This is a genomic window from Okibacterium endophyticum, from assembly GCF_054780075.1.
In genome coordinates this window covers 413,990-434,235 of the sequence record NZ_BAAGXA010000005.1, presented here as the reverse complement: position 1 = coordinate 434,235, position 20,246 = coordinate 413,990, and the positions used below count along the sequence as shown (strand labels likewise).

The 20,246-nt window shown below is 65.0% G+C and carries 16 protein-coding genes and 1 tRNA gene; 4 read left to right on the top strand and 13 right to left on the bottom strand.

The genetic code is table 11. The features are described 5' to 3' along the window. Positions 1-47: 47 nt before the first annotated feature. The 10 genes from ACYVF5_RS06240 to ACYVF5_RS06195 all read right to left on the bottom strand — a co-directional run bounded on the left by ACYVF5_RS06240 (position 48) and on the right by ACYVF5_RS06195 (position 9,793). Positions 48-263, bottom strand: a complete 216-nt coding sequence (locus ACYVF5_RS06240) for a hypothetical protein (protein ID WP_460944426.1) — start codon at positions 261-263, stop codon at positions 48-50. 48 nt (positions 264-311) lie between these two features. Beyond that, positions 312-506: a hypothetical protein gene (locus tag ACYVF5_RS06235; RefSeq protein ID WP_460944424.1), complete on the bottom strand. Its 195-nt coding sequence runs from the start codon at positions 504-506 to the stop codon at positions 312-314. Positions 507-586: 80 nt separating this feature from the next. Beyond that, the gene (locus ACYVF5_RS06230; RefSeq protein ID WP_460944422.1) at positions 587-802 is read right to left on the bottom strand and encodes a three-helix bundle dimerization domain-containing protein; all 216 of its coding nucleotides are present in this window, start codon (positions 800-802) and stop codon (positions 587-589) included. A gap of 68 nt (positions 803-870) precedes the next feature. Next, positions 871-2,010, bottom strand: a complete 1,140-nt coding sequence (locus tag ACYVF5_RS06225) for a flavin reductase (protein WP_460944420.1) — start codon at positions 2,008-2,010, stop codon at positions 871-873. Positions 2,011-2,026: 16 nt separating this feature from the next. Further along, positions 2,027-3,340 carry an LLM class flavin-dependent oxidoreductase gene (locus ACYVF5_RS06220; RefSeq protein ID WP_460944418.1) on the bottom strand — a complete coding sequence of 438 codons (1,314 nt, stop codon included), beginning with the start codon at positions 3,338-3,340 and terminating at the stop codon, positions 2,027-2,029. Positions 3,341-3,384: 44 nt separating this feature from the next. Then, positions 3,385-5,058: a CocE/NonD family hydrolase gene (locus ACYVF5_RS06215; RefSeq protein WP_460944416.1), complete on the bottom strand. Its 1,674-nt coding sequence runs from the start codon at positions 5,056-5,058 to the stop codon at positions 3,385-3,387. 48 nt (positions 5,059-5,106) lie between these two features. Next, entirely contained in the window at positions 5,107-6,189 is a 1,083-nt protein-coding gene (locus tag ACYVF5_RS06210; protein WP_460944414.1) for an ABC transporter ATP-binding protein, read from the bottom strand. Next, a complete protein-coding gene (locus ACYVF5_RS06205; protein ID WP_460944412.1) occupies positions 6,186-8,045 on the bottom strand; it encodes an ABC transporter permease in 1,860 nt (619 codons plus the stop codon). Before ACYVF5_RS06205 ends, ACYVF5_RS06210 begins: the two co-directional genes overlap by 4 nt. Positions 8,046-8,070: 25 nt before the next feature. Continuing rightward, positions 8,071-8,625, bottom strand: a complete 555-nt coding sequence (locus tag ACYVF5_RS06200; protein WP_460944410.1) for a nuclear transport factor 2 family protein — start codon at positions 8,623-8,625, stop codon at positions 8,071-8,073. Between the two features lie 34 nt (positions 8,626-8,659). Then, positions 8,660-9,793 carry an ABC transporter substrate-binding protein gene (locus ACYVF5_RS06195; protein ID WP_460944408.1) on the bottom strand — a complete coding sequence of 378 codons (1,134 nt, stop codon included), beginning with the start codon at positions 9,791-9,793 and terminating at the stop codon, positions 8,660-8,662. Positions 9,794-10,063: 270 nt separating this feature from the next. Here ACYVF5_RS06195 and ACYVF5_RS06190 point away from each other — a divergent pair, with 270 nt between their 5' ends. The 3 genes from ACYVF5_RS06190 to ACYVF5_RS06180 are packed head-to-tail and all read left to right on the top strand — an operon-like array spanning position 10,064 to position 13,637. Further along, complete coding sequence (locus ACYVF5_RS06190; protein WP_460944406.1) at positions 10,064-11,602, top strand: GMC family oxidoreductase; 1,539 nt, start codon at positions 10,064-10,066, stop codon at positions 11,600-11,602. Beyond that, positions 11,599-13,104: an aldehyde dehydrogenase family protein gene (locus ACYVF5_RS06185; RefSeq protein WP_460944404.1), complete on the top strand. Its 1,506-nt coding sequence runs from the start codon at positions 11,599-11,601 to the stop codon at positions 13,102-13,104. The genes ACYVF5_RS06190 and ACYVF5_RS06185 overlap by 4 nt, the downstream gene beginning before the upstream one ends. 5 nt (positions 13,105-13,109) lie before the next feature. Then, on the top strand, positions 13,110-13,637 hold the full coding sequence (locus ACYVF5_RS06180) for a MarR family winged helix-turn-helix transcriptional regulator (RefSeq protein ID WP_460944402.1): 528 nt from the start codon (positions 13,110-13,112) through the stop codon (positions 13,635-13,637). Between the two features lie 159 nt (positions 13,638-13,796). Here the strand turns inward: ACYVF5_RS06180 and ACYVF5_RS06175 are convergent. The 3 genes from ACYVF5_RS06175 to ACYVF5_RS06165 form a co-directional block, all read right to left on the bottom strand. After that, positions 13,797-13,870 (bottom strand) — tRNA-Met (locus ACYVF5_RS06175). Between the two features lie 89 nt (positions 13,871-13,959). Then, entirely contained in the window at positions 13,960-16,890 is a 2,931-nt protein-coding gene (locus ACYVF5_RS06170) for a UPF0182 family membrane protein (RefSeq protein WP_460944400.1), read from the bottom strand. Between the two features lie 85 nt (positions 16,891-16,975). After that, positions 16,976-18,133, bottom strand: a complete 1,158-nt coding sequence (locus ACYVF5_RS06165) for a YlbL family protein (RefSeq protein ID WP_460944398.1) — start codon at positions 18,131-18,133, stop codon at positions 16,976-16,978. 119 nt (positions 18,134-18,252) lie between these two features. Between ACYVF5_RS06165 and ACYVF5_RS06160 the strand changes: the two genes are divergently transcribed. Then, positions 18,253-19,659 (top strand): zinc-dependent metalloprotease, encoded by a 1,407-nt coding sequence (locus tag ACYVF5_RS06160; protein WP_460944396.1) that lies wholly within the window; start codon positions 18,253-18,255, stop codon positions 19,657-19,659. The last annotated feature ends 587 nt before the right edge of the window (positions 19,660-20,246 follow it).

Here is a 20,246-nt window from a genome sequence, read left to right as displayed (position 1 = left end):
ATCCCTCGCCTGTCGTCTTCTTCTGTCCGTCTGTGTCGAAGCGCCGATCAGATCTCGTCAGACCGCACCTCGGCATCAGAGACCGGTTCCGTTCCGCTCTCGCTACGCGCCCGCTTCACGGGTGACGAATTCACGTCTTCGCTCTGCTCCTCAACGGGAGTGTCGAGTTCGTCCTGTGGAGCCGGAGGCCCCACCACGACGCTCGGATCGTCGTTTCCCGGCTCGAAGTCGTTTGTGTGAGCGTTGTCAGGTTCGCGTTCCATCTGGTGCCTCCTCGATCGTGTCGGACGGATTCACATAGCCGATCACGGTTAGGCAGGTCCGCCAGAGACCGTGTCTTCTTCTGTCTCAGGATTGTGGTGCTCCTGCAACGACGGCTCCTCACCCGCGTCTGAAGGATCGGGGGCCACCTCACGCTGATCATCGATTCCCGGTGACGGCGCTGAACGCTCGTCATCAGTGATGAAGCGTTCTTCGTCTGGTGTGGTGTTCTCTGGATCGCTCATCTGCGGTCTCCCTTCCTCTTCCGAGGCTAGGCAGGTCGCGCATGGCGCCCAAGGGGTTGACCTTCCGGCCGCGGCGGGGTCTAGTTCTGCTTGGCCTGGTCGCGCAAGACCTGCTTGGCCCCGTGCTCGACGAGCACGGGGATGTAATCGCGAAGACGCGCACCCCTCATCTTCTCGTATTGCGCCTCGACGACATCAGCGACATGGTTGAGGGGCAGGTGCGGAAACTTCTTCGCGAGCCGCGACGAGACGGCGTCAACTGCTTCGCGCTCTTGGTTCTCGTTTTCGTTGTGCACCTGCCCAGCTTCGGCTCTGACGGTTAACGGATGCTGTGAACACTCGCCACCCTACCGAGAGCGGCAACCTACACGGCGCCCCCGCGCTGCTCGATAGCCACGCGAGCGAGCAGTTTGGCCTGATCGTTGTACGCGCGAACGCAGGCGATCGCCTCATCGACGTCCACCGCTTCGAGGGCGCGGGTCAGCTCGGTCAGCCAGTGACAATCGAGCAGCGCCCGCCACTCCAACTCGCTCCACACGGATCGCCAGACGCGCGCGATGCTGAGGCGCTGATACCACTCCTCAAGCTGGCTGGAGCCCGACAGAGCGACGAGGGCGGCGTGGTATTCCGAATGCAGTGAGAGAAAATCGGCCGAGTCCGCGGTGGATGAGGCGCGCAGTTCTCCCATCCGCGCGACGATCGCGGTCAGGTGGCGGAGGGTACTCTTCGGAACCCGCTCGATATGATTGGCGACGACACCGATCTCGATGTTCGCCCTGGCGTCGTAGAGGCTGTCGCTGAGTTCCACGGTGATCGGGCTCGGCGTGAAAGCTCCGCGCTCATCGCGTTCGACGAGCGACTCCGTCGACAGCCTCACGAGTGCGTTGTGGACGTCATCGGGGCGGACGTCCAATCGCACGGCGAGATCTTCGACATCCAGGTCGTCGCCCGGCGCGACGCTCCGCTCCAGAACGAGCCGCCTCACACTGTCGTAGGCCTCGCGCTCCCGGAGCCGTTCCAGTCGCCCGAACGTGCCGCGGAAGTAGGCGAGCGGGTGTCCGCGCGTCGTCTCGGCCGAGAGCACTGTACCGAAGAAGACCGAATGCGTGCCGCCGCTCGGGTGTTCCTCCACACGGCAGACGAGGGTCGCGAGCGCGCCTCCGAGCATCGGAACCCCACCGCTCGACGAGATACGGTATTCGACACCGGCGAACTTGTCGTCGACTTTGCTGCCGAACCGGCGCGCGAGCCCTCCCTGATCCTCGCCGAGGATGTTGATCGCAAAGATCCCCGCTCTGATGATCGCGTCGTGCGTCGAACTCGACCGGTTCAGGCACGCGAGCATCATCGGCGGATCGTTCGACAGCGCAAGCACGGCGGAGGCGGTCGTGCCGTACGTCCGCCCACCCAGGGCTGTCGTCAGGATCGTGACCCCGCTCGCCAGGTGCCCTGCCGCCTCGGCGAACGCCTCGGCGTCGATGATGACGTCTCTGGTCGCGCTCATGTCTCTCCTCATGGCATCATGCCGACGGCCGCTCGAGGCCGAGGTTCTCACGCAGTGTCGACCCCTCGTACTCTGTCCGAAAGTACCCACGGTCCTGCAGTTCGGGGACCAGCCGGGTGCAGATGCTCTCGAGCCCGCCCGGGTTGTATGGTGAGTTCAGATTGAAGCCGTCACAGGCCCCTGTCTCGAACCATTCGACCATGACATCCGCAATCCGGCTCGGGGTGCCGGCCATCCACATGTGTCCCGTCGAGCGAGCCCGGTCAACGATCAGCTCGCGCAGCGTCAGCCCCTGCTCGACGCTCTTGCGCCGGAAGAGGTGGTAGCGGGTGCCGAGCTTGGGGTCCTCCGAGAACCGCTCGGCAGGGATCCGCTCGTCGTCGCCGATATCGTCTATCGACAGATTGAGATCTCCCGCGATCTGACGACGTCCAGCCTCCAGGTCGAGCAGCGAGCCCAGCTCGTCGGCGAGCTCGTTCGCCTCACGCTCGGTGTCGCCGATGATCGGGAGGATGCCGGGAACGACCTTCACCGTCTCGGGGTCGCGCCCGTATGCCGCGGCGCTCTCCTTGATGCGCGCATAGAACGATCGGGCTCCTTCCAGGTGAGGCTGAGCGGTGTAAATCAGGTCGGCGATCCTGGAGCCGAAAGCCACGCCGGTGTCCGAGGAACCGGCCTGCACGAGAATCGGGCGCCCCTGCGGGGGCCTGGGCATGTTGATCGGTCCGTCGACGCTGAAGTGAGCACCTCGGTGATCGATAGGCCGAAGCTTCGACGTGTCGAGCCAGCGGCCCGACGCTCTGTCCACGAGGATGGCATCGTCTCCCCAACTGTCCCAGAGCTTCTGCACGACGTCCACGAACTCGTCGGCGCGAGCGTACCTCTGCTCGGGATCGGGCACGCCGCGGCCCCCGAAGTTGCCGAAGCCGTCGCGTGACGTGACGATGTTCCAGCCCGCTCTGCCCGCCGACATGTGGTCGAGTCCCGCCATCTGTCGCGCGACGTTGTACGGCTCGGTGAACGACGTCGACATGGTTCCGATGAGTCCGATGTGCCTGGTGAGCGCAGCAAGAGCCGAGAGCACGCTGATGGGCTCATAGAAACCGTTCATCATGATGTCCCCGCGCATGGTGGCGGTGGCATGGACCACGTCGCCGAAGAACACGGCGTCGAGCTTCGCCTCCTCCGCCATCCGCGTCAGGTCGGCGACGAACGAAAGACCGCCGAGCTCCTCCGCGCGGCTCCCCTCCCGACGCCAGCTGTCGCGGTGGTATCCCGCGGGCAGCAGGAATGTCGTGAGGACCATGTGACGGGCCGAGGTACTGGGCATGGGGTTGCTCTCCTTGGGTGATGTCGAACGGGGCGCCGCACGCGTCACGGGGCACCTGCCGCGAACACGGGCAGCGAAAGATAGGAATCCCGATCGCCGCCCGTGTGGATACGCCAGGTGCCCTCGTTCCGCAGCCGATCATGACGGATCACGGGGGACATGAGGTCAGGGGCACGCTCGACGAAGTCGTGGCCGAGCACCGACACACGCAGTTCGTCGCCGGCGCGGAACCGGGTGCCCGAAGGCCAGATCTCGATGTCGAGCGGCACCGCTATACCGGGCTCCAACGGCACCTCGGCATCGTGCGGGTGGAACGGTCGCAGTTCGGTGGATTCGGTCTCGGCGACCGCGCGGTGGCTGGCGCGCAGCCATCCGAGCGCGACGGGACCGTCGTCGAAGAGGGCGTTGAAGGGGAAGCGGATCTCCTCGCCGTCCCGTGTGAACTTGCGAATCGCAACGAACACGTCGGCGTCCGCGGCCGACTCCGTCTCCAGCCACAGGCGCAGGCGCATGGGTCCGATCACGTCGATGTCCGCTTCTGCCCGGTATCGGAAATCGACGCTGCCCACGCGCGGATCCAGCTCGATCGAGCCAGCGAGGGCGGTCGCGTGCTGCAGACGACCGGTGGCCGCATCGGCATGGAGACGAACGGCGCGGTCTTCCGGAACCGGCCAGGGAACGCCGGTGCGCTCGCTGTGATGCCCTGCATTCTCCCGAACCTCAAGGCGCACACGCGGCCAGTCCGCCGGCCCCGGTCCTCGCTCGAGCAGGTAGTGATCGAAGAACTGCCGCTGGCGGGCCACGCTCTCGGGGCGGTAGAAGTATCGCCACTTCTTCTGTCCGTGCACCTCGAGCCACTTTTCGGCGCTGGACATGCGCGCGAACGCCTCGAGAGTGCCACGAGAGTGCAGGCCGTGGTCGCTCCAGCTCGCGACGACATACGCGGGAACAACTATGTTCTCGAGCGACGGATACTTGTCCTCGTAGTACGCCGACATCAGCGGATGGGCGAGCACATTCGCCTCGGTGTCTTCAGTGCGTGTGCGGGAGTACCCCATGTTCTGGGATGCCCGTGGAATGAACCCGGTCTCGGGGATCCCGCCGTGGTGGGCGAACTCGCGGTACCAGTCCGAGAAGCACTCCCAGGGGCTGATGGCCTTCAACGACGGCGGTCGCAGAGCCGCCGCGATGTACTGAGAGCCCGCGAGGTAGGAGACGCCCAGCATTCCCACGCGCCCGTTCGACCAGTCCGCCGCACCCAGCCACTCGATCGTGTCGTAGATGTCGGCGCCCTCCTGCGGGCCGTTGTGGAACCCCTCGCCCTCGCAGTTCCACATCCCGCGAGGGTCCGCATATGCCACCGCATAACCATGACCGCACCAATATGCCGGGTCCGGCGCCTCGAAACCCGTCTGGGGAGACATCCATCCCGGCTCGACGCCGGCATCGGGCCATAGCCGGTCCTTCGTATTGTGCTTGCCATACGGACCCCAGGCCAGCAGCACCGGCAGATCAGACTGACGATTCGCGGGACGGTAGACGTCGAGGTAGATCACGGCTCCGTCGCGGAGCCGCACGTCGACGTCCTTCTCCATAACGAGCTCGCCGAGGTCGAGGGTCTCACGCCGCAGCGGAGGAAGCGGAGGCTTTCCCGGCGCATTCTCGGGATCGAGGCCGGGGCGCGTGATGATCGTGTACTGCGCTTCGTGGACGCTCATGCATAACTCCTAGATGATCGTGGAAAACCGTGACGGCGGCCGTGGCTCTCAGTGATCGAGGATCACGACGTCTGAGGCGAGCACGGAGAAGTCCACTGCCGTGCCGTCGCCGCCGCGGCCGATGAACCGCTCGGAACCGGCGGGCACGGATACCGAGACGCCGTGACCGTCCGCGGTCTCGAGCGTGGCGACCCACTCCTCGCCGACATATGTGCTGTTTCGGATGACGCCCCTGCCCACGATCGCTGTGCCGTCGACGACACCCAGGCGGATGCTCCTGCCACGGAACGCGACCGATTGGCCCTTTTCGGGGAGCGGCCGCCCGGCGACCGCTCGGTACCGCAGCCCTCCCGTCAACATCGCCTCTCCGTCGGCGTCTCCCCCGCCCACGCAGTCGATGATGTTCTCGAAACCGACGAAGTCGGCCGCGAACCGCGAGACCGGATACGAATGGATCTCTTCGGGACTCCCCACCTGTTCGACCCCGCCGCCGTTCATGATCACGATGCGGTCAGAGAGCGCCAGCGCCTCCTCCTGGTCGTGCGTGACATAGATCGACGTGTTGCCGAACTCGTTGTGCAACCTTCGGATCTCGGTCCGCATAGCGATGCGCAGCTTGGCGTCGAGGTTCGACAGCGGTTCGTCGAAGAGCATAACGCCACCGGCCGAGACGAGCCCACGCGCGAGCGCGACGCGCTGCTGCTGCCCGCCTGAGAGCTCGTGCGGATACCGCTCCGCATGGATCGCCATTCCGACCGCTTCCAGCGTGCGTGCCACGTGACTCCGGATATCCTTCGCCGGCACACGCCGTCGCTTCAGCGGATAGGCGACGTTCGATCTCACCGTCATATGCGGCCAGAGCGCATAGCTCTGGAAGACCATGCCGATCTTTCGCTTATGCGGCACGAGATATCGGTGGGCGGACGCGTCAGCGAACAGGCGGTCACCCGCCGTGATCGTGCCGGCGTCCGGGTTCTCCAATCCGGCGACGCAGCGCAGCGTGGTGGTCTTTCCACACCCGCTGGGGCCCAGAAGCGTGACGAACTCTCCGTCACCGAAGCTCAGATTCAGATTCTTCAGAATGTGGTTCGATGCGAAGGACTTGTCCACGTCTTCCAAGACGATCTTCATGATGGTTCCTTCCCTCCGACGGTCGCCGGTTCGTAGGTCTGTCCAGGCGCCGTGTGAGCGAGCGCTGCGCCGTCGAGAGGTGCGGGCATTCCGCCGGCGGGCGGCGAATGGGCAGGGCCCGAACCATAACGGCTCGGCGCCGCAGCTCCACCGACTGCAGCCGAGCGATGCCGTGGCCGGCGCCTCAGAAGCCGCGAGAGCCCAAAAGCGACGAGCGCCAGCACGAGAAAGCTCGCGATGAGGAGCAGCGCCGCCGCCGCGGCCTGCGGCGCCCGCCCCTCGACGTAGGCACTGTAGATCTCCACCGAGAGGTACGTGCTTCCTGGAGCGGCGAGAACGAGTGGTGTGCTGAGGATTCCGCATACGACGACGAAGCACAGCAGCCAGCCGCTGGCGAGGCTCGGCAGCATAAGCTTCACAACGATGTCCCAGATCGCTCGGTACCTCGACGCGCCCGAGACCCAGGCCGCCTCTTCCAGGGAACGCGGGATCTGGGCGATCGCAGCAGACGTGCTGCGGCCGGCAAGAGGGATGACACCGACGAAGAGTGCGAAGATCATGATCACGGGCGTGCCATAGAACTGCGACAGCCCCGGGGCGTCGAGGAACAGCCAGAGCACGCCGAGGGCCAGGATCAGACCCGGCATCGCGAGACCGAGCCACTGGCTGTATTCGATGAATCTGGATGCCGCGCCCGCCCGGAAGCGCGCAGCCCAGCTGAGCGCCGTCGCAGCGACCATCGCCAGCAGGGCGCTCACCACCGCCGTGCCCAGCGTGTTGAAGAAGGCCGAGATCATCCGCGGGTCGTCGAAGACGGCCTCGTAGTTGTCGAGCGTGAATGCGGTGTCTGCGCCGAGGAAGGGTGACAGTGAGACACGGATGAGCTGGTACATCGGCAGAATGATCGTGAGCAGCGCGAACACGACGATGCCCGTGGAGAAGAGCCAGCGCCACCCGCCGACGTCGCGCTGCAGAGGCCGCGACTCCTTGCCGCCGACCGTGACGAACGAGCGGCGTCCAAGCACGCGGATCTGAGCGAAGACGAGCACAACGAGCACGACCATCAGCAGGACCGACATCGAACTCGCCTGAGCGAACTGTGCGCCGGTCGAGTTCGACAGGTAAGCGTATATCTCGGTCGGGATGACATAGATCCCGGCGGGAACGCCGAGGATCTGGGCCGCATCGAAGGCCTCGAGAAAGAGGACGAAGCACAGGATCATCGAGCCAGTGATCGCCGGTGCCAGTATGGGGATCTCCATCTGCACGAAGGTGCGCAGCGGCCCGGCCCCGCTCATCCGCGCGGCTTCCTCCAGCGACCGGTCGAGCGCGAGGAATGGGCCGAGCATCAGAAAGAACTGCAGCGCGATCAGCCTCATCGCCGAGACGAGCACGATGCCCCACCACGACTCGGTATCGACCACCCGTCCAGCCGGACCGAGCAGCATCTCGAGGACGTCGTTGACGAGACCGACGTTCTGATTGCCGAGCAGACCCCACGAGATCGCGAAGAAGAGGCCAGGCGTCGCCATCAGCACGAACATGATGAGAGGGATGAGCCGACGCAGCGGCGTGTTCGTCTTGACGTACACAACGGTGAACAGCAGAGCGAGCACGGTCGAGAGGACAACGCTCGTTATGCCCATCAGGACTGTTTGCCCGAACACCTCGTGGACGCGTGGCGACGTCAAGACGTCGACGAACATCTCCGCCGTGTACGTGCCGCCTTCCCCGAACATCTCGGTCTTGAACGCGCCCTGCACGATCATCGCCGCTGGTGCGACGAAGCAGGCCACACACAGTACCGTGACGAGCGTCTGCGGATTCGCCAGCGTGTTGCGCAGCCTCTGCATCATGTGCTCCTCCCGCTCAGGGTGACAGTCACCCGCCGGCCCTCCCCACAGGCGCATAGCTGCCCCCGATGACCTGCCCTTCCTGGATCTGCGCGAGTTCCTCATCTGAATCCGGCCGGATCACCCGGAACCAGAGATCCCCGATCTTCCACTCCCCGTCGATCCTGCGGTAGTGACATTTGTAGATGCCCTCCGACCACGGGCCCCAGACCCGCATCATTCCGAAGGAGGTGCGGAACTCGCATTGGAAGCGATGCCAGACCCACTCCCCGTAGGCCTCGTCGCCGTCCACGGTGATGGACGGCGACGAGAGGATGTACCCGTCGCGGCTCTTCACGACCGTCTCGAGGTCCTCGGCGAACATCTCCGCGATGCTGTCGCGACCGGCGTGGCGGCCGTGCTGCCTGATGTCGCACACCGCATCTTCGGCGTACGCGTCGGCGACACCCTGCCAATTGCGGTCGCCGAGATCCCGAACGTACTGCTGTTGCAGCTTCTCGATCGCCCGGATCGAATCGAGTTCGTCTACGCGCTTCTCGAGCGCGTTCAGTCGAGCGAGGATCTCCGCGTCCTGAGCATTCATGTGTCTCCCTTCCTCCCCGTCGGGGCTGATCGTGCTAGTTGCCGCTGATCTCACGGAAGAGACCTTCGCTGTACTCGAGCGCCTTGGCGCGCAGTGCGGTCTGCTCCGGAATCGGCACGAAGTTCACGTCTTCGAGAGCCGGCCAGCCATGCGGCGACTCGACAGATGAGTCCTGCGCGAGCGGGAAGTTTCCCGCTTCGACGGTGGCGTTCTGGGCCTCGTTGGTGAAGAGAAAGCTCAGCAGCAGCTTTGACGCCTCTGGCGATGGACTGTCAGCCGCGAGCATCCACTTCTCTGTCGAGGCGACGTTGTCTTCGTCCATGAAATGCACGGCGACGGGCGCGCCGTCCTCTTGTGCGTTGAGGACGGATGTCGTGGCAGACAGAGGCTGGAAGGGGAATTCACCAGAGCTGATCGACTGCAGCGCGAGCTGGTCCTGCGCCACGATCTTCGCGTGCGAAGCCACGGTGCGCAGCCACTCCTCGTCAACGACCCCGTCGTTGAGGAGGGTGGCCAGCACGGTCTGCGTTCCCCCGGGAGTCGCCGGCGTCATGAACGTGAGCTTCCCCTCCCACTCGTCGTCGGCCAGTTCCGCCCAGGTGCCGGGCAGCTCGTTCTCGTCAAGCAGTTCGGTGTTGTACGAGGACGCGAACAGCAGTGCCCACGGTGCGTGGTAGAAACCCTTCGGGTCTTCGATCTGGTCTGGGCTGATCCGGCCCTCGGTCCACGCCGGGATCTCGAAGGTCACGGGGCGGTACGCCTCGGCGAACCCCTGCTCCGCATACCTGTCGGCATTGGGGTTCGAGATCACTCCGACGACGTGCCTGCCACTCTGCTTCTCTGCCTCGAGTGCTGTCTGCAGTTCGGCGCCGACGTAGGTCTCGGGCTGGATCGTCAGCCCCGGAAAGCGGTTCTCGAAGGCCTCGTAGATGCCGAGGTACTCGTCGTGGTGTCCGGCGTAGATGGCGACCTCCGTCTCGCCGGACTCGATAGCCGCCTCATACAGTGATTCGAATTCCGACTCCTGCTCCGCGGTAAGGTTCAGCGGATCGAGGTCCAGCTCGCCGCCCTCCGCCGCTCCGGAGGCGCTGCACGAGGCGAGGCCGAGCATCCCGCACGCGATGGCGGCGCTGAAGACGAGTCGTTTGCGGACAGTGGAACGCTTCATCGTGTTCTCCCGGGTCGGGGTTCGCTGCCGCGTTGCAGGAACCGTGATGGGATTCTCTTACACAAGTCGCAATGTAGTCAAGCATTAGACTTGTTTTTCCCATGATCCTTTTTATTCACCCCCATAGTTCGCGGTTATTCAGCATTCTCCGAGAACTTATCGTGCCCGATTTTGTCTATCAATTGACATATCGGGTGAGCGGCGGGACGATATGTTCAGACATGAGTCCGCGAGGCGGCGGCCACATGGGCAACCAACGAAGGAGGCAGCATGAGCGGTTGGGACTACATCATCGTCGGTGCGGGTTCAGCCGGAGCGCTGCTCGCGTCTCGCCTGACGACCAGCCCCGGCATCTCTGTCCTCCTCATCGAGGCCGGACCGGACTATCGTGCCGCCGACACACCCAAAGAGTTCAGGGATCGCACCAAGGGCCTCGGTCTCGCGCTGGAGGCGCCCAAGAACCACCTGAACCCTGAATTCTACTGGCACGGGACCACCGCACGACGAGCACGAGGCCAGGAGCCCTTCCCCTACAGGCGGGGGCGTGGGCTCGGAGGCAGTTCCACGATCAACGGTCTGTACGCGATCCGTGGCGTCGACGACGATTTCCGCACGTGGGAAGAGCACGGTGCTCAGGGGTGGGGCCCAGAGGCGATGCTCGATGCCTACCGCGCCATCGAGAGCGACCTCGACTTCGGCCACCTGCCGTATCACGGGGCAACGGGGCCGACGCCGGTCTATCGTGAACCCGAGCCCGGTTGGGGCGGTGTGGATCGCGCCGTTCGCGACGCCGCGCTCGCGGCCGGATACCCCTGGCATCCCGATCACAACGCCCCGGGCAGCACAGGTGTCTCCCCGACGGCGATGAACATCAGAGGTGGGAACCGCGTCTCGACCAACCATGCGTACCTCGAGCCAGCACGCCACCGACAAAACCTCCGGATCATGGGCGATACGCATGTCGACCGGGTCCTCTTCCGGGGCGACCGCGCGATCGGTGTGGTCGACGTCGCCGGCAACAGCCACATCGCCCGTCCGGGCGGCGAGGTCCTGCTCTGCGCCGGATCGACGTTCTCGCCGGCCATCCTGATGCGCTCGGGCATCGGACCAGCGGACGTCCTGGCGCCTCTCGGCATCCCCGTACGCGCGGACCTACCTGTCGGCCGTGGCGCACAGGACCACGCCGTCACCTTCGTCGAGGTTCCCGTTGCGCCCGCGGCGCAGACCTGCGTCGCCAATCGGCCGACCAACATCGTCGTCCGCTACTCGTCTGGACTCGGTGACGGCCATCACAACGACATGATGCTCCTCGCGACAAACCACAACTACTGGTTCGGAAGAGACACGGCGGGGATCGCGGTCTCGCTGGAGCAGCCGTACTCCCGTGGTGAGATGACGCTGCGCTCGGCTGACCCGCTCGACGAGCCCCATGTGGAGCTCGACTTTCTCTCGGACGAACGCGACCTCATCCGCATGCGCGACGGGCTGAAGCGTGCCCGCACGTTGATGGACCACGAGGCGTTCGGCCGGATCGTCACCGGAGAGCCCACGATGCCGAGAGACGACGACGAGATCATAGCGACGGTGAAAGACACGATGCACCTCTGCTGCACGGCCCGCATGGGAGCACCGGACGATCCGGAGGCCGTCGTCGACTCCGATTGCCGTGTGCTGGGCGTCGAGAACCTACGCGTCGTCGACGCGTCTGTTATGCCGACGGTGCCGAGCGCGAACACCTACCTCAGCGTTCTCGCCCTCGCCGAGCACTTTCTGGTGCGCAACCCCGACCTGTTTGGAGCCACAGCATGACAACAGCGAATGCCCACACAACCGAAGCGCGGGATGCGTACGCATACGCGTCCGCCATCGCCAGCGAGAGCCGGCACCTGATCGGCGGACGGATGATCGAAGGGACCGTTCCTGGCACGGTGCGGGCCCCATGGGATCGCACTCAGATGGTCGAGTACCGTATGGCGGATGCCGACACGGTGCGTGCCGCCATCCACGCCGCACGGACGGCGTTCGAGGCCGACACGGCCGATCTGGCTGCTCGCCGAGCCCTGCTGGGCCAGATGGCCGACCACGTGGAGAAGATCGCGCGTGAGCTCTCCCTTCTCATCTCGTTCGAGACGGGAAAACTGTTCCGCTCCGCAACCATGGAGACGGCGGGCACGATTGCGGCGCTGCAGCACTGGGCCTCGGTCGAGCCGCGAGCAGAGGAGCTTCGATCCGCGGCGGGCAAGCGGGTTCGGGTTCTGCGCCGGCCGATCGGCGTCGTCGCCTCCATCACACCGTTCAACATGCCGCTTCTGATGATGGTCAACAAGATCGGGGCAGCCCTCGTCACGGGAAACACGGTCGTCTGCAAGCCGTCTCCGGCGGCACCGCTCAGCGCGATGAGACTTGCCAGAGCATTCGCAGACCTCGTTCCGCCGGGGTGGGTGAACATCGTGGCGGGTGACGACGCGGCAGGTCCGGTGCTCAGTGAACACCCTGATGTCGCGATGATCTCGTTCACCGGCAGTGTGGCGGTCGGCAAGAGAATCATGACAGCTGCTGCGTCGACCCTCAAGCGGGTGCAGTTGGAGCTCGGCGGAAACGACCCTGCGATCCTGGGCGCCGATGCAGATCTCGACACGGTCGTGCCGCAGATCTTCAGAAGCGCTTTCGCGTCAAGCGGTCAGGCCTGCGTCGCAGTGAAGCGCGTCTACGTCCCGAGACCTATCGCCGACGATGTCGTGGACCGCCTCGCTTCGCTCGCCGCGCAGGCGCGGACCGGAAACCCCTTCGATGCCGAGGCGACAGCGCCGGCGCTGACGACCGAGGCACAGTATGACCGGGTGCAGTCGCTTCTGGAGGGCACCCGTTCGCGAGGAGGACGCGTCGCATACGAGGGCGTGCGGTCGAAGGAGCCGGGGTTCTTTATGCAGCCGTCGATCGTCACCGATCTGGCCCCCGGGGATCCGATCGTCGACGAAGAGCAGTTCGGCCCAGTCCTCCCGGTGATTGCCTACGACACAGAGGACGACGTCATCCGACTCGCGAACGGCACCCTCTACGGCCTCGGCGCCAGCGTGTGGTCTGCGGACGACGAGTTCATCGAGCGCATCGTCTCACGGCTCGAGGCGGGCGTCGTGTGGGTCAATGAGCTCGCCATGCCCGATCCGTCGATCCCGTTCGGCGGGGTCAAGCAGAGCGGGATCGGGCGCGAGGGGGGCGATGCCGGCGTCGATGCCTTCTGCGAGCTCGTCACGATCACCGACGGCACCGCAGTGCGATCCGCGGTCGACGCGCCGGATAAGGCAGACTGACTCCCGTGCAGAACGTCCCACAGCCACATTCCCGGGCCGGTCGATTCCGGTCCTTCGTCGATGCGTCGGCGCACAAGGTGAACGAACTCGGCATAGACCAAGACACCGTGATCCCCCGCCTCAGTCTTGTCGCGCGCAAGCTCAATCAGCTGATGACGGACGATGCCGAGCGGCGCGTGCATCGACCTGCCGGCTGGACTCAGGCGAGCTTTCGCATCTGCTTCGCCCTGTGGGTGCTCGGCCCGCTGCCATCGCATCGGATCGCCGCGGTGACGAGCATCGGCCGCGCCACCATCTCTGCAGCGCTGAAGAAGATCCACGAAGACGGCCTCGTCACCAAAGAGCCGTCTATCGAGGACCAGCGCTCGGTTGTGATGCGACTGACACCGCAGGGAGAGACCGCGACACGCCGCACTTACGAAGCGCACCTCGAAGTGGAGCGCGAGTGGTTCGGTTCGCTGACAGATGTGGAGCAGACGCTGCTCCTGATGCTCATGCAGAAGGTGATGGACCACAGCCCAGAAACCCCGTAGGGTGCTCGGCTCATCACACGGTGCCACCGGACACCCGCACCGCACACGATGAGCAGGACATGCCCGAGGCCATACCCACCTGTGGCAAACAAGCCCCGAGCCGGCTGCGCCTGGGCGAAGCAAAAGGCCCGGAATCTCAACGATTCCGGGCCTTCTCTGTTGCGGGGGCAGGATTTGAACCTACGACCTCTGGGTTATGAGCCCAGCGAGCTACCGAACTGCTCCACCCCGCGGCACAAGAATTAACTCTAGCATGCGCTTGACGAGGCGTCCAATCGGGGCCGGAAACAGCGCGTGAGCGCCGCACCGGCCCCGACCGTCATCACCCGGTGATGTCGAGTGCTCTCTGCAGGGCCTCAGCGAGACGGGCATCCGCCTCGCCGTATGCGGCCCAGTCGCCGTCGGCAAGGGCAGCCTGCTTGTCTTGCATGGCCTGATTGGCGTCTGCGAGCGCGTCTCGCAGATCTTCGCTGACAGCAGGATCCGTGGGTTCGTCTGTGCCCTCGTCTGTCTGATCGCCCTCGTCTGGCACCGCCCCCGGGTCGACAGGCGCGCCCTCTTCGATGTCTGGCACCTCGTTATCACCCGCATTGGCACCGGAGTCACCGCCGAACAGAACATCGAGCGCTTGGTCGAGAGTGTCTTCGAAGGCGATCTGGTCGCCGAATGCGACGAGCACCTTCTGCAGGAGCGGATAACTCGTGCCGCCCGTCGACTGCACATACACCGGCTGCACGTACAACAGTCCCCCACCGACCGGCAGAGTCAGCAGGTTGCCGTTCAGCACCTCGGTCTGGCCCTGCTTCAGCAGGTTGATCTCCTGAGAGACACTCGGCTCGGAGTCGAAGTTGTTCTGCACTTGCCCGGGACCGGGCACCGTATCGTCGCCCGTCAGAGTGAGCAGCCGGAGTGTTCCGTAGCTCTCCGCCTTCTCACCCGCCGTCGACCCGGCGTTCGCGTCTGCCGCCAGATAGCCCGTCAGAACGTTGCGCGATGCCTCACCGGCACCAGGCGGGATGAACGTCGAGAAGAGCGAGAACGCGGGTGACTCCTGGCCCGGCATCTGCAGTGTCAGGTAGTACGGAGGCTGGAGTGACACGGAGTCGCCTGACGACTGCGGGTCGTTCGGTGTGGTCCACTGATCGGTGCGCGAATAGAACTGGCCCGCGTCGACCACGTGATACTTGCCGAGGATCTGGCGCTGCACCTTGAACATGTCTGACGGATACCTGACGTGGCTCATCAGCTCACCCGACATCTCGCTCATCGGCTTCACCGTCGAGGGGAAGATCTTCTGCCAGGTCGCGAGGACCGGATCCTCGTCATCCCAGGCATAGAGCGTGACCGAGCCGTCGTAGGCGTCGACCGTCGCCTTGACGGAGTTGCGGATGTAGTTGATCTCTTCGAGCGCGAAAGGCTGCGCCTCTGTCTGCGAGTCGGTGATGGCCTCTGCCAGGTTCACCTTCTGCGAGTACGGGTAGTTCGCCGACGTGGTCAGCCCGTCGACGATCCACACGATCCGGCCGTCGACGACGCTCGGATACGGGTCGGAGTCGAGGGTCAGGTACGGAGCGACCTTCTGCACCCGCTCGAGCGGATCGCGGTCATAGAGGATCTGCGACTCGTCGTTCACCGCGTCTGAGAGAAAGATCTGCTCGGACTGGAACTTCAGGGCGTACAACAGCTTCTTGAAGACGTTGTCGAGGGTCGGTCCGCCATCACCCTCATAGGTGGTGTAGCTGTTCTCTTCGCCTTCGCTGTTCGCCGGGTAGTCGTGTTCAACGGGATCGCTGCCCTCTGGCGCACCGACGATGGAGTACTCCGGCGAATTCTCGCCGAAGTAGATCCGCGGCTCGTATTCGCCGAGCACACCCGTCGACGGGATGCCGCCCTCCATGAACACCGGCTGCCCGTCGGCGGAGCGCTCGTTGCCGTATGCGGCGACCATGCCATAACCGTGTGTGTAGACAATCGTGGAGTTCACCCAGCTCTGCGCGTCGTCAAGACCGGCCAGGTTGAGCTCGCGAACCGACACCACTGCATCCTGCATCGAACCATCGACGTTGTACCGGTCGACGTCGAGCGTGCTGGCGAAGCTGTAGTACTGCTTGAACTGCTGGAGCTGCCGCACGGACGGGCTCACGATCGCAGGGTCGATGATTCGGATGCTCGCGGTCGTCTCCGCGTCTTCACGCAGGGCGCCGGCCTCGGCATCCGTCGTCGCGTTGTACGGGATCTCTTCGACGTCGGCGACGCCATAGGCATCACGGGTGAGGTCTATGTTCTTCTGAATGTAGGGCCGCTCGAGGGACTGCTCGTTCGGGCCGACCTGGAACTGCTGGATGACCCACGGGTAGGCGGAACCGACGACGAGCCCGGCGACCAGAAGCAGTGCGGTTCCGGCGATCGGCAGCCGCCAGCGCCCGATGAACGCCGTGACGAAGAACAAGAGCGCAACGACAACGGCGGCGCCGGCGAGAATCGCACGACCGGGGATCGTCGCATTTGCGTCTGTATAGTTCGCGCCCGTGATGAGATCGCCGGTCTGCGTGAGCGTCGTGTACTGGTCGAGCCAGATCGAGACCCCCTGCAGAAGCAGGTACACCCCGGCGAGAATCGCGAGCTGGATGCGTGCGGCCTTCGAGATCCGCAGCTCGCGCCCTGTCACCCTGATCGAGCCATAGAGATACGTGACGGCTGCCGTGGCGAGGATCGACACGAGCACAACAGCAGAGGCGAACGCGACGACACCGCGATAGAACGGCAGGTCGAACATGTAGAACGAGACGTCGAACCCGAACTGGGGGTCGGTCTGACCCGTCGGGGTGCTGTTCATCCACATCCACACGACCTGCCAGCGCGTTGCCGTTGAAAAGCCGGCGAAGAGGCCGAGGACCACGGGGATGCCGTACGTCGCGAGGCGGCGAAGAGGCTCGACGAGTTCCTGGTAACGATCGAGCTGACCTGTCAGCTTCGCGTAGACAGGCCTCAACCGGTGACCGAGGTAGATGCTCAGCCAGACCGGCACAGCCATGCCGACGAACCCGACGAGAAACATCACCCCGGTCGCGAACCACTGCGTGAACAGCACGCTCGTGAAACCGAGGTGCTCATACCAGAGAAAGTCTGTGTACACCCCCGCGAAGGCGAAGAATGCGATCACCAAGACCGCGACGATCGCGACCGTGATGAGAATGGGAGCGCGGCGGCTTCTCTTGGGGGAATCCTGTCGTGCGGATGCTGTGGACGTCACGTATAGCCTCTTTGGTCTTCGGGGTCGTGAACCATTCTAGAGGGGCGTGCTCCCGCACAATCTGGGAGCGTCATCCGCATCCGGCTCAGTCCTCGGAGGCGACGCTCTCGCAGGTGGGCAGTTCGTCGGCGCCGTCACCGGACGAGATCGTCTCGAGAACGGCTATCGCGTCGTCGAGAGTCGCGACGCTGTAGACGTCGAGTCCATCTGGGACATGACCCACGACCTCCTGGCAGTTCCCTTGCGGGGCCAGGAAGACACCCGCTCCCGCGTTCTGCGCGCCATAGAGCTTTTGCCGAACGCCTCCGATAGGGCCGACGGCGCCATCCGCGCCGATGGTGCCCGTTCCGGCGACCTGCTCGCCCGCATTCAGCTCCCCCGGCGTGAGCTTGTCGACGATGCCGAGAGCGAACATCATGCCGGCACTCGGTCCCCCCACATCGTCGAGCTGGATGGTGACGTCGACGGGAAAGTCATAGACGTAGGTCGTGGTGATGCCGACGACGGGCATCGTCTCGCCGTTCTCGAGCGGCCACGGCTCTGGGGTGACGCTCACCGTGGTCGGCACTCCTCCCCTGATCACGTCGAACTCCGCGGGCTTCTCCGTGCCGTTCTCGATCAGGACCTCGCGAATCGTCTCGACATCGGGAACGGGAACATCGTTCACGCTGACGAGCACGTCGTCGACCTTGAGCGTGCCTTCGGCGGGCGATCCCTCTGTGATCCGCCCAATGCTGAACTCGGCCGGAAACTCGTAGCCGAGTTCAGAGAGCGCTGCGGCGATCGCGTCCTGCTGGGAGTCGACCATCAGCTCTTCGTTCTGCTCGTTGCGCTCATCCAGTGTCTGGTCGGACGGGAACACAGCCTCGAGGGGCACCACCATCCGGGCAGGGTCGAACCAGGCCGACACGATCTCGAACCACCCAGGCCGCTGCTCCGGGTTGCCGAGCACCTGCACCGTGAGCATGTCGAGGCTTCCGCTCGTCGGATACGTCTCAGTGCCGTCGATGGTGATGAGCGGCACGTCTTCATCGTCGCTCTCCACACTGCCGAGGGTGTCGAAAACAGGTCCCGGCTGCTGGATCACATATGAGCTCGGCCAGATGGCGAGCACACCGAGCAGCACAAAACCAACGGCGAGCGCTATCCAACCTCGTCGGCGCCTTCGCACGGCGGGCGCGGTGATGACGGCGTCACGATCCACGATTCCGGGCACAGTGGGATCGTCAGAGAACAGGGTCACGCGCGGCCTTTCTGGTGTTCGCGGCGGGCGGACAGGGGATCAGCCCCCACGCGCGAATCTCAACGGATCTTTGACTAGCGTAGATCCAGCAACCCCGAGCCCGCTGAGAGGTGGCTGACGTGCCAGAAGACGACGCGAAGAATCCAGAAGACGAATTCCGCGACATGCTGCAACAGTTCCTGTCAGGTCAGGCCGGTGTCGACCCCGCCCAGCTCGCGGGCGCCGCCGGGTTGCCGAACGATCCGGCCGCCCTCCAGGCGATGATGAGCCAGCTCCAGAATGCGATGCAGCCCAGCCCGGACGGCGGGCTCAACTGGCAGGCGTCGGAGGACAGGGCACGCCAGATCGCGAACGACGGCGCCACGCCGTCCTCTGAGAACGAGCGGGCACAACTCGAGCAGGCCTTCCATGTGGCCGCACTGTGGCTCGCAGACACAACGTCGATCAGCGACGTCACGTCGACCCCTCTGCTGATGAGCCGTGCCGAGTGGACACGGCAGTCCATGCCCGTGTGGACGCAACTGGCCGAGCCCGTTGCGTTGAGCATTTCGGATGCCCTCACCCGGGTGATGCGGGAGCAGGCTCCCGAAGAGATGCGCGGCATGGTCGAGGGCGCGAGCCAGATGCTGCGGAGCATCGGCGGCGCCCTGTTCGCGATGCAGCTCGGCCAGGTCGTCGGGCAGCTGTCGAAAGAGGTCGTCTCGGGCGGCGACGTCGGACTGCCGCTTCTCGATGACAACACGGCGGCCCTCATTCCGCAGAACGTCGCGAACTTCGCGGAGGGACTCGACATTCCCATCGACCAGGTGCAGCTGTACCTGGCGGTGCGCGAGCTCGCGCACGCCCGGCTCTTCCGCCACGCACGGTGGCTGCGGTTGCGGCTCATCTCGTCTGTGACCGAGTTCGCCAGGGGCATCAACATCGACACCGAGCGTCTCGAGTCTCTCGCCGAGAGCTTCGACCCGTCGCATCCCGAGGAACTTCGCCAGGCGATGGTGGACGGTTCGCTGATCCCTCCGAAAACCGACGAACAGCTCGAGACGCTCTCCAGCCTCGAGACGATGCTCGCCCTCATCGAAGGCTGGGTCGACGTGATCACCGCGGAGGCGACGACGCGCCTGCCGAAGGCGGGTTCCGTCGCTGAGACGGTTCGGCGACGCCGTGCCACGGGCGGACCGGCCGAGTCGGCTCTGTCGAGCCTTGTCGGGCTCGAACTTCGTCCGCGACGCCTTCGCGAGGCCGCAGCGATGTGGCAGGCGGTGACGGATGCCGTCGGCGCAGACGATCGGGACCAGCTCTGGTCGCACCCGGATCTCGTTCCGACGGCATCAGACATCGATGATCCGTCTGCTCTTATCGCACGCCTGGCCCGCGCGGCCCGCGGAGAGCTTCCCGAGAGGGATGAGTTCGATGCGGCGCTCGACGACCTGTTGAGCGGACGGTCCGGAACCGCCGACGACAGCTCGTCGAGGATCGATCCAGACGAACCCGCCGGCGAAGGCGACGACCGGCCGCCGTCGGTCTGACCGGTTCGTGAGCCGACGACCGGGCTGTGGATAACCCGCTCGCAACCGATGGCCGCTGCGGCATGATCACTCCATGCACGTCGAACTCGATCCGCGATACCCCGTCGTCTGGCGTTCTCCGACATCGCTGCAGATCGGGGTCGAACGCGCGATGGTGCTGTTCGACAACTCCACTGTCGCGCTCGAACATCTTCTCGGCGCGGCGGTCGCGGGGGCGAGCGTCTCGACGCTCGGTGACATCGGGCGGCGTTTCGGCGTCGAACGGGAGGAGGTCGATGCGTTCGTCACGGCGCTGCGGCCCGCGCTGCTCCACGGCCAGAACAGTCCTCCCCCTCACGCAACCGACGGTTTCTGCGTTGTGGACGGGAGCGGGCCGACGGCGACCAGGGTGAGAGAGCTTCTGCTCGACCGCGACCTCGCCGTCACTGCGCCCGCTCGGGCCGCACGGCCCGCGCTCACCGTTGTCATCGGCGCCTTCGCCATCGCCCCGGCGCGATACGTGCCCTGGCTGAGCAGCGACATCCCACACCTTGCGGTCACCTACGGTGACACGGGTGTGAGCATCGGGCCCCTCGTCGAACCCGGGC

Excerpts from the sequence above, each read along its gene's own strand:
- ACYVF5_RS06195 (WP_460944408.1), bottom strand. The coding sequence starts at position 9,793 with ATGAAGCGTTCCACTGTCCGCAAACGACTCGTCTTCAGCGCCGCCATC.
- ACYVF5_RS06225 (WP_460944420.1), bottom strand. The coding sequence starts at position 2,010 with ATGAGCGCGACCAGAGACGTCATCATCGACGCCGAGGCGTTCGCCGAG.
- ACYVF5_RS06215 (WP_460944416.1), bottom strand. The coding sequence starts at position 5,058 with ATGAGCGTCCACGAAGCGCAGTACACGATCATCACGCGCCCCGGCCTC.
- ACYVF5_RS06210 (WP_460944414.1), bottom strand. The coding sequence starts at position 6,189 with ATGAAGATCGTCTTGGAAGACGTGGACAAGTCCTTCGCATCGAACCAC.
- ACYVF5_RS06200 (WP_460944410.1), bottom strand. The coding sequence starts at position 8,625 with ATGAATGCTCAGGACGCGGAGATCCTCGCTCGACTGAACGCGCTCGAG.
- ACYVF5_RS06190 (WP_460944406.1), top strand. The coding sequence starts at position 10,064 with ATGAGCGGTTGGGACTACATCATCGTCGGTGCGGGTTCAGCCGGAGCG.
- ACYVF5_RS06185 (WP_460944404.1), top strand. The coding sequence starts at position 11,599 with ATGACAACAGCGAATGCCCACACAACCGAAGCGCGGGATGCGTACGCA.
- ACYVF5_RS06205 (WP_460944412.1), bottom strand. The coding sequence starts at position 8,045 with ATGATGCAGAGGCTGCGCAACACGCTGGCGAATCCGCAGACGCTCGTC.
- ACYVF5_RS06240 (WP_460944426.1), bottom strand. The coding sequence starts at position 263 with ATGGAACGCGAACCTGACAACGCTCACACAAACGACTTCGAGCCGGGA.
- ACYVF5_RS06235 (WP_460944424.1), bottom strand. The coding sequence starts at position 506 with ATGAGCGATCCAGAGAACACCACACCAGACGAAGAACGCTTCATCACT.
- ACYVF5_RS06220 (WP_460944418.1), bottom strand. The coding sequence starts at position 3,340 with ATGCCCAGTACCTCGGCCCGTCACATGGTCCTCACGACATTCCTGCTG.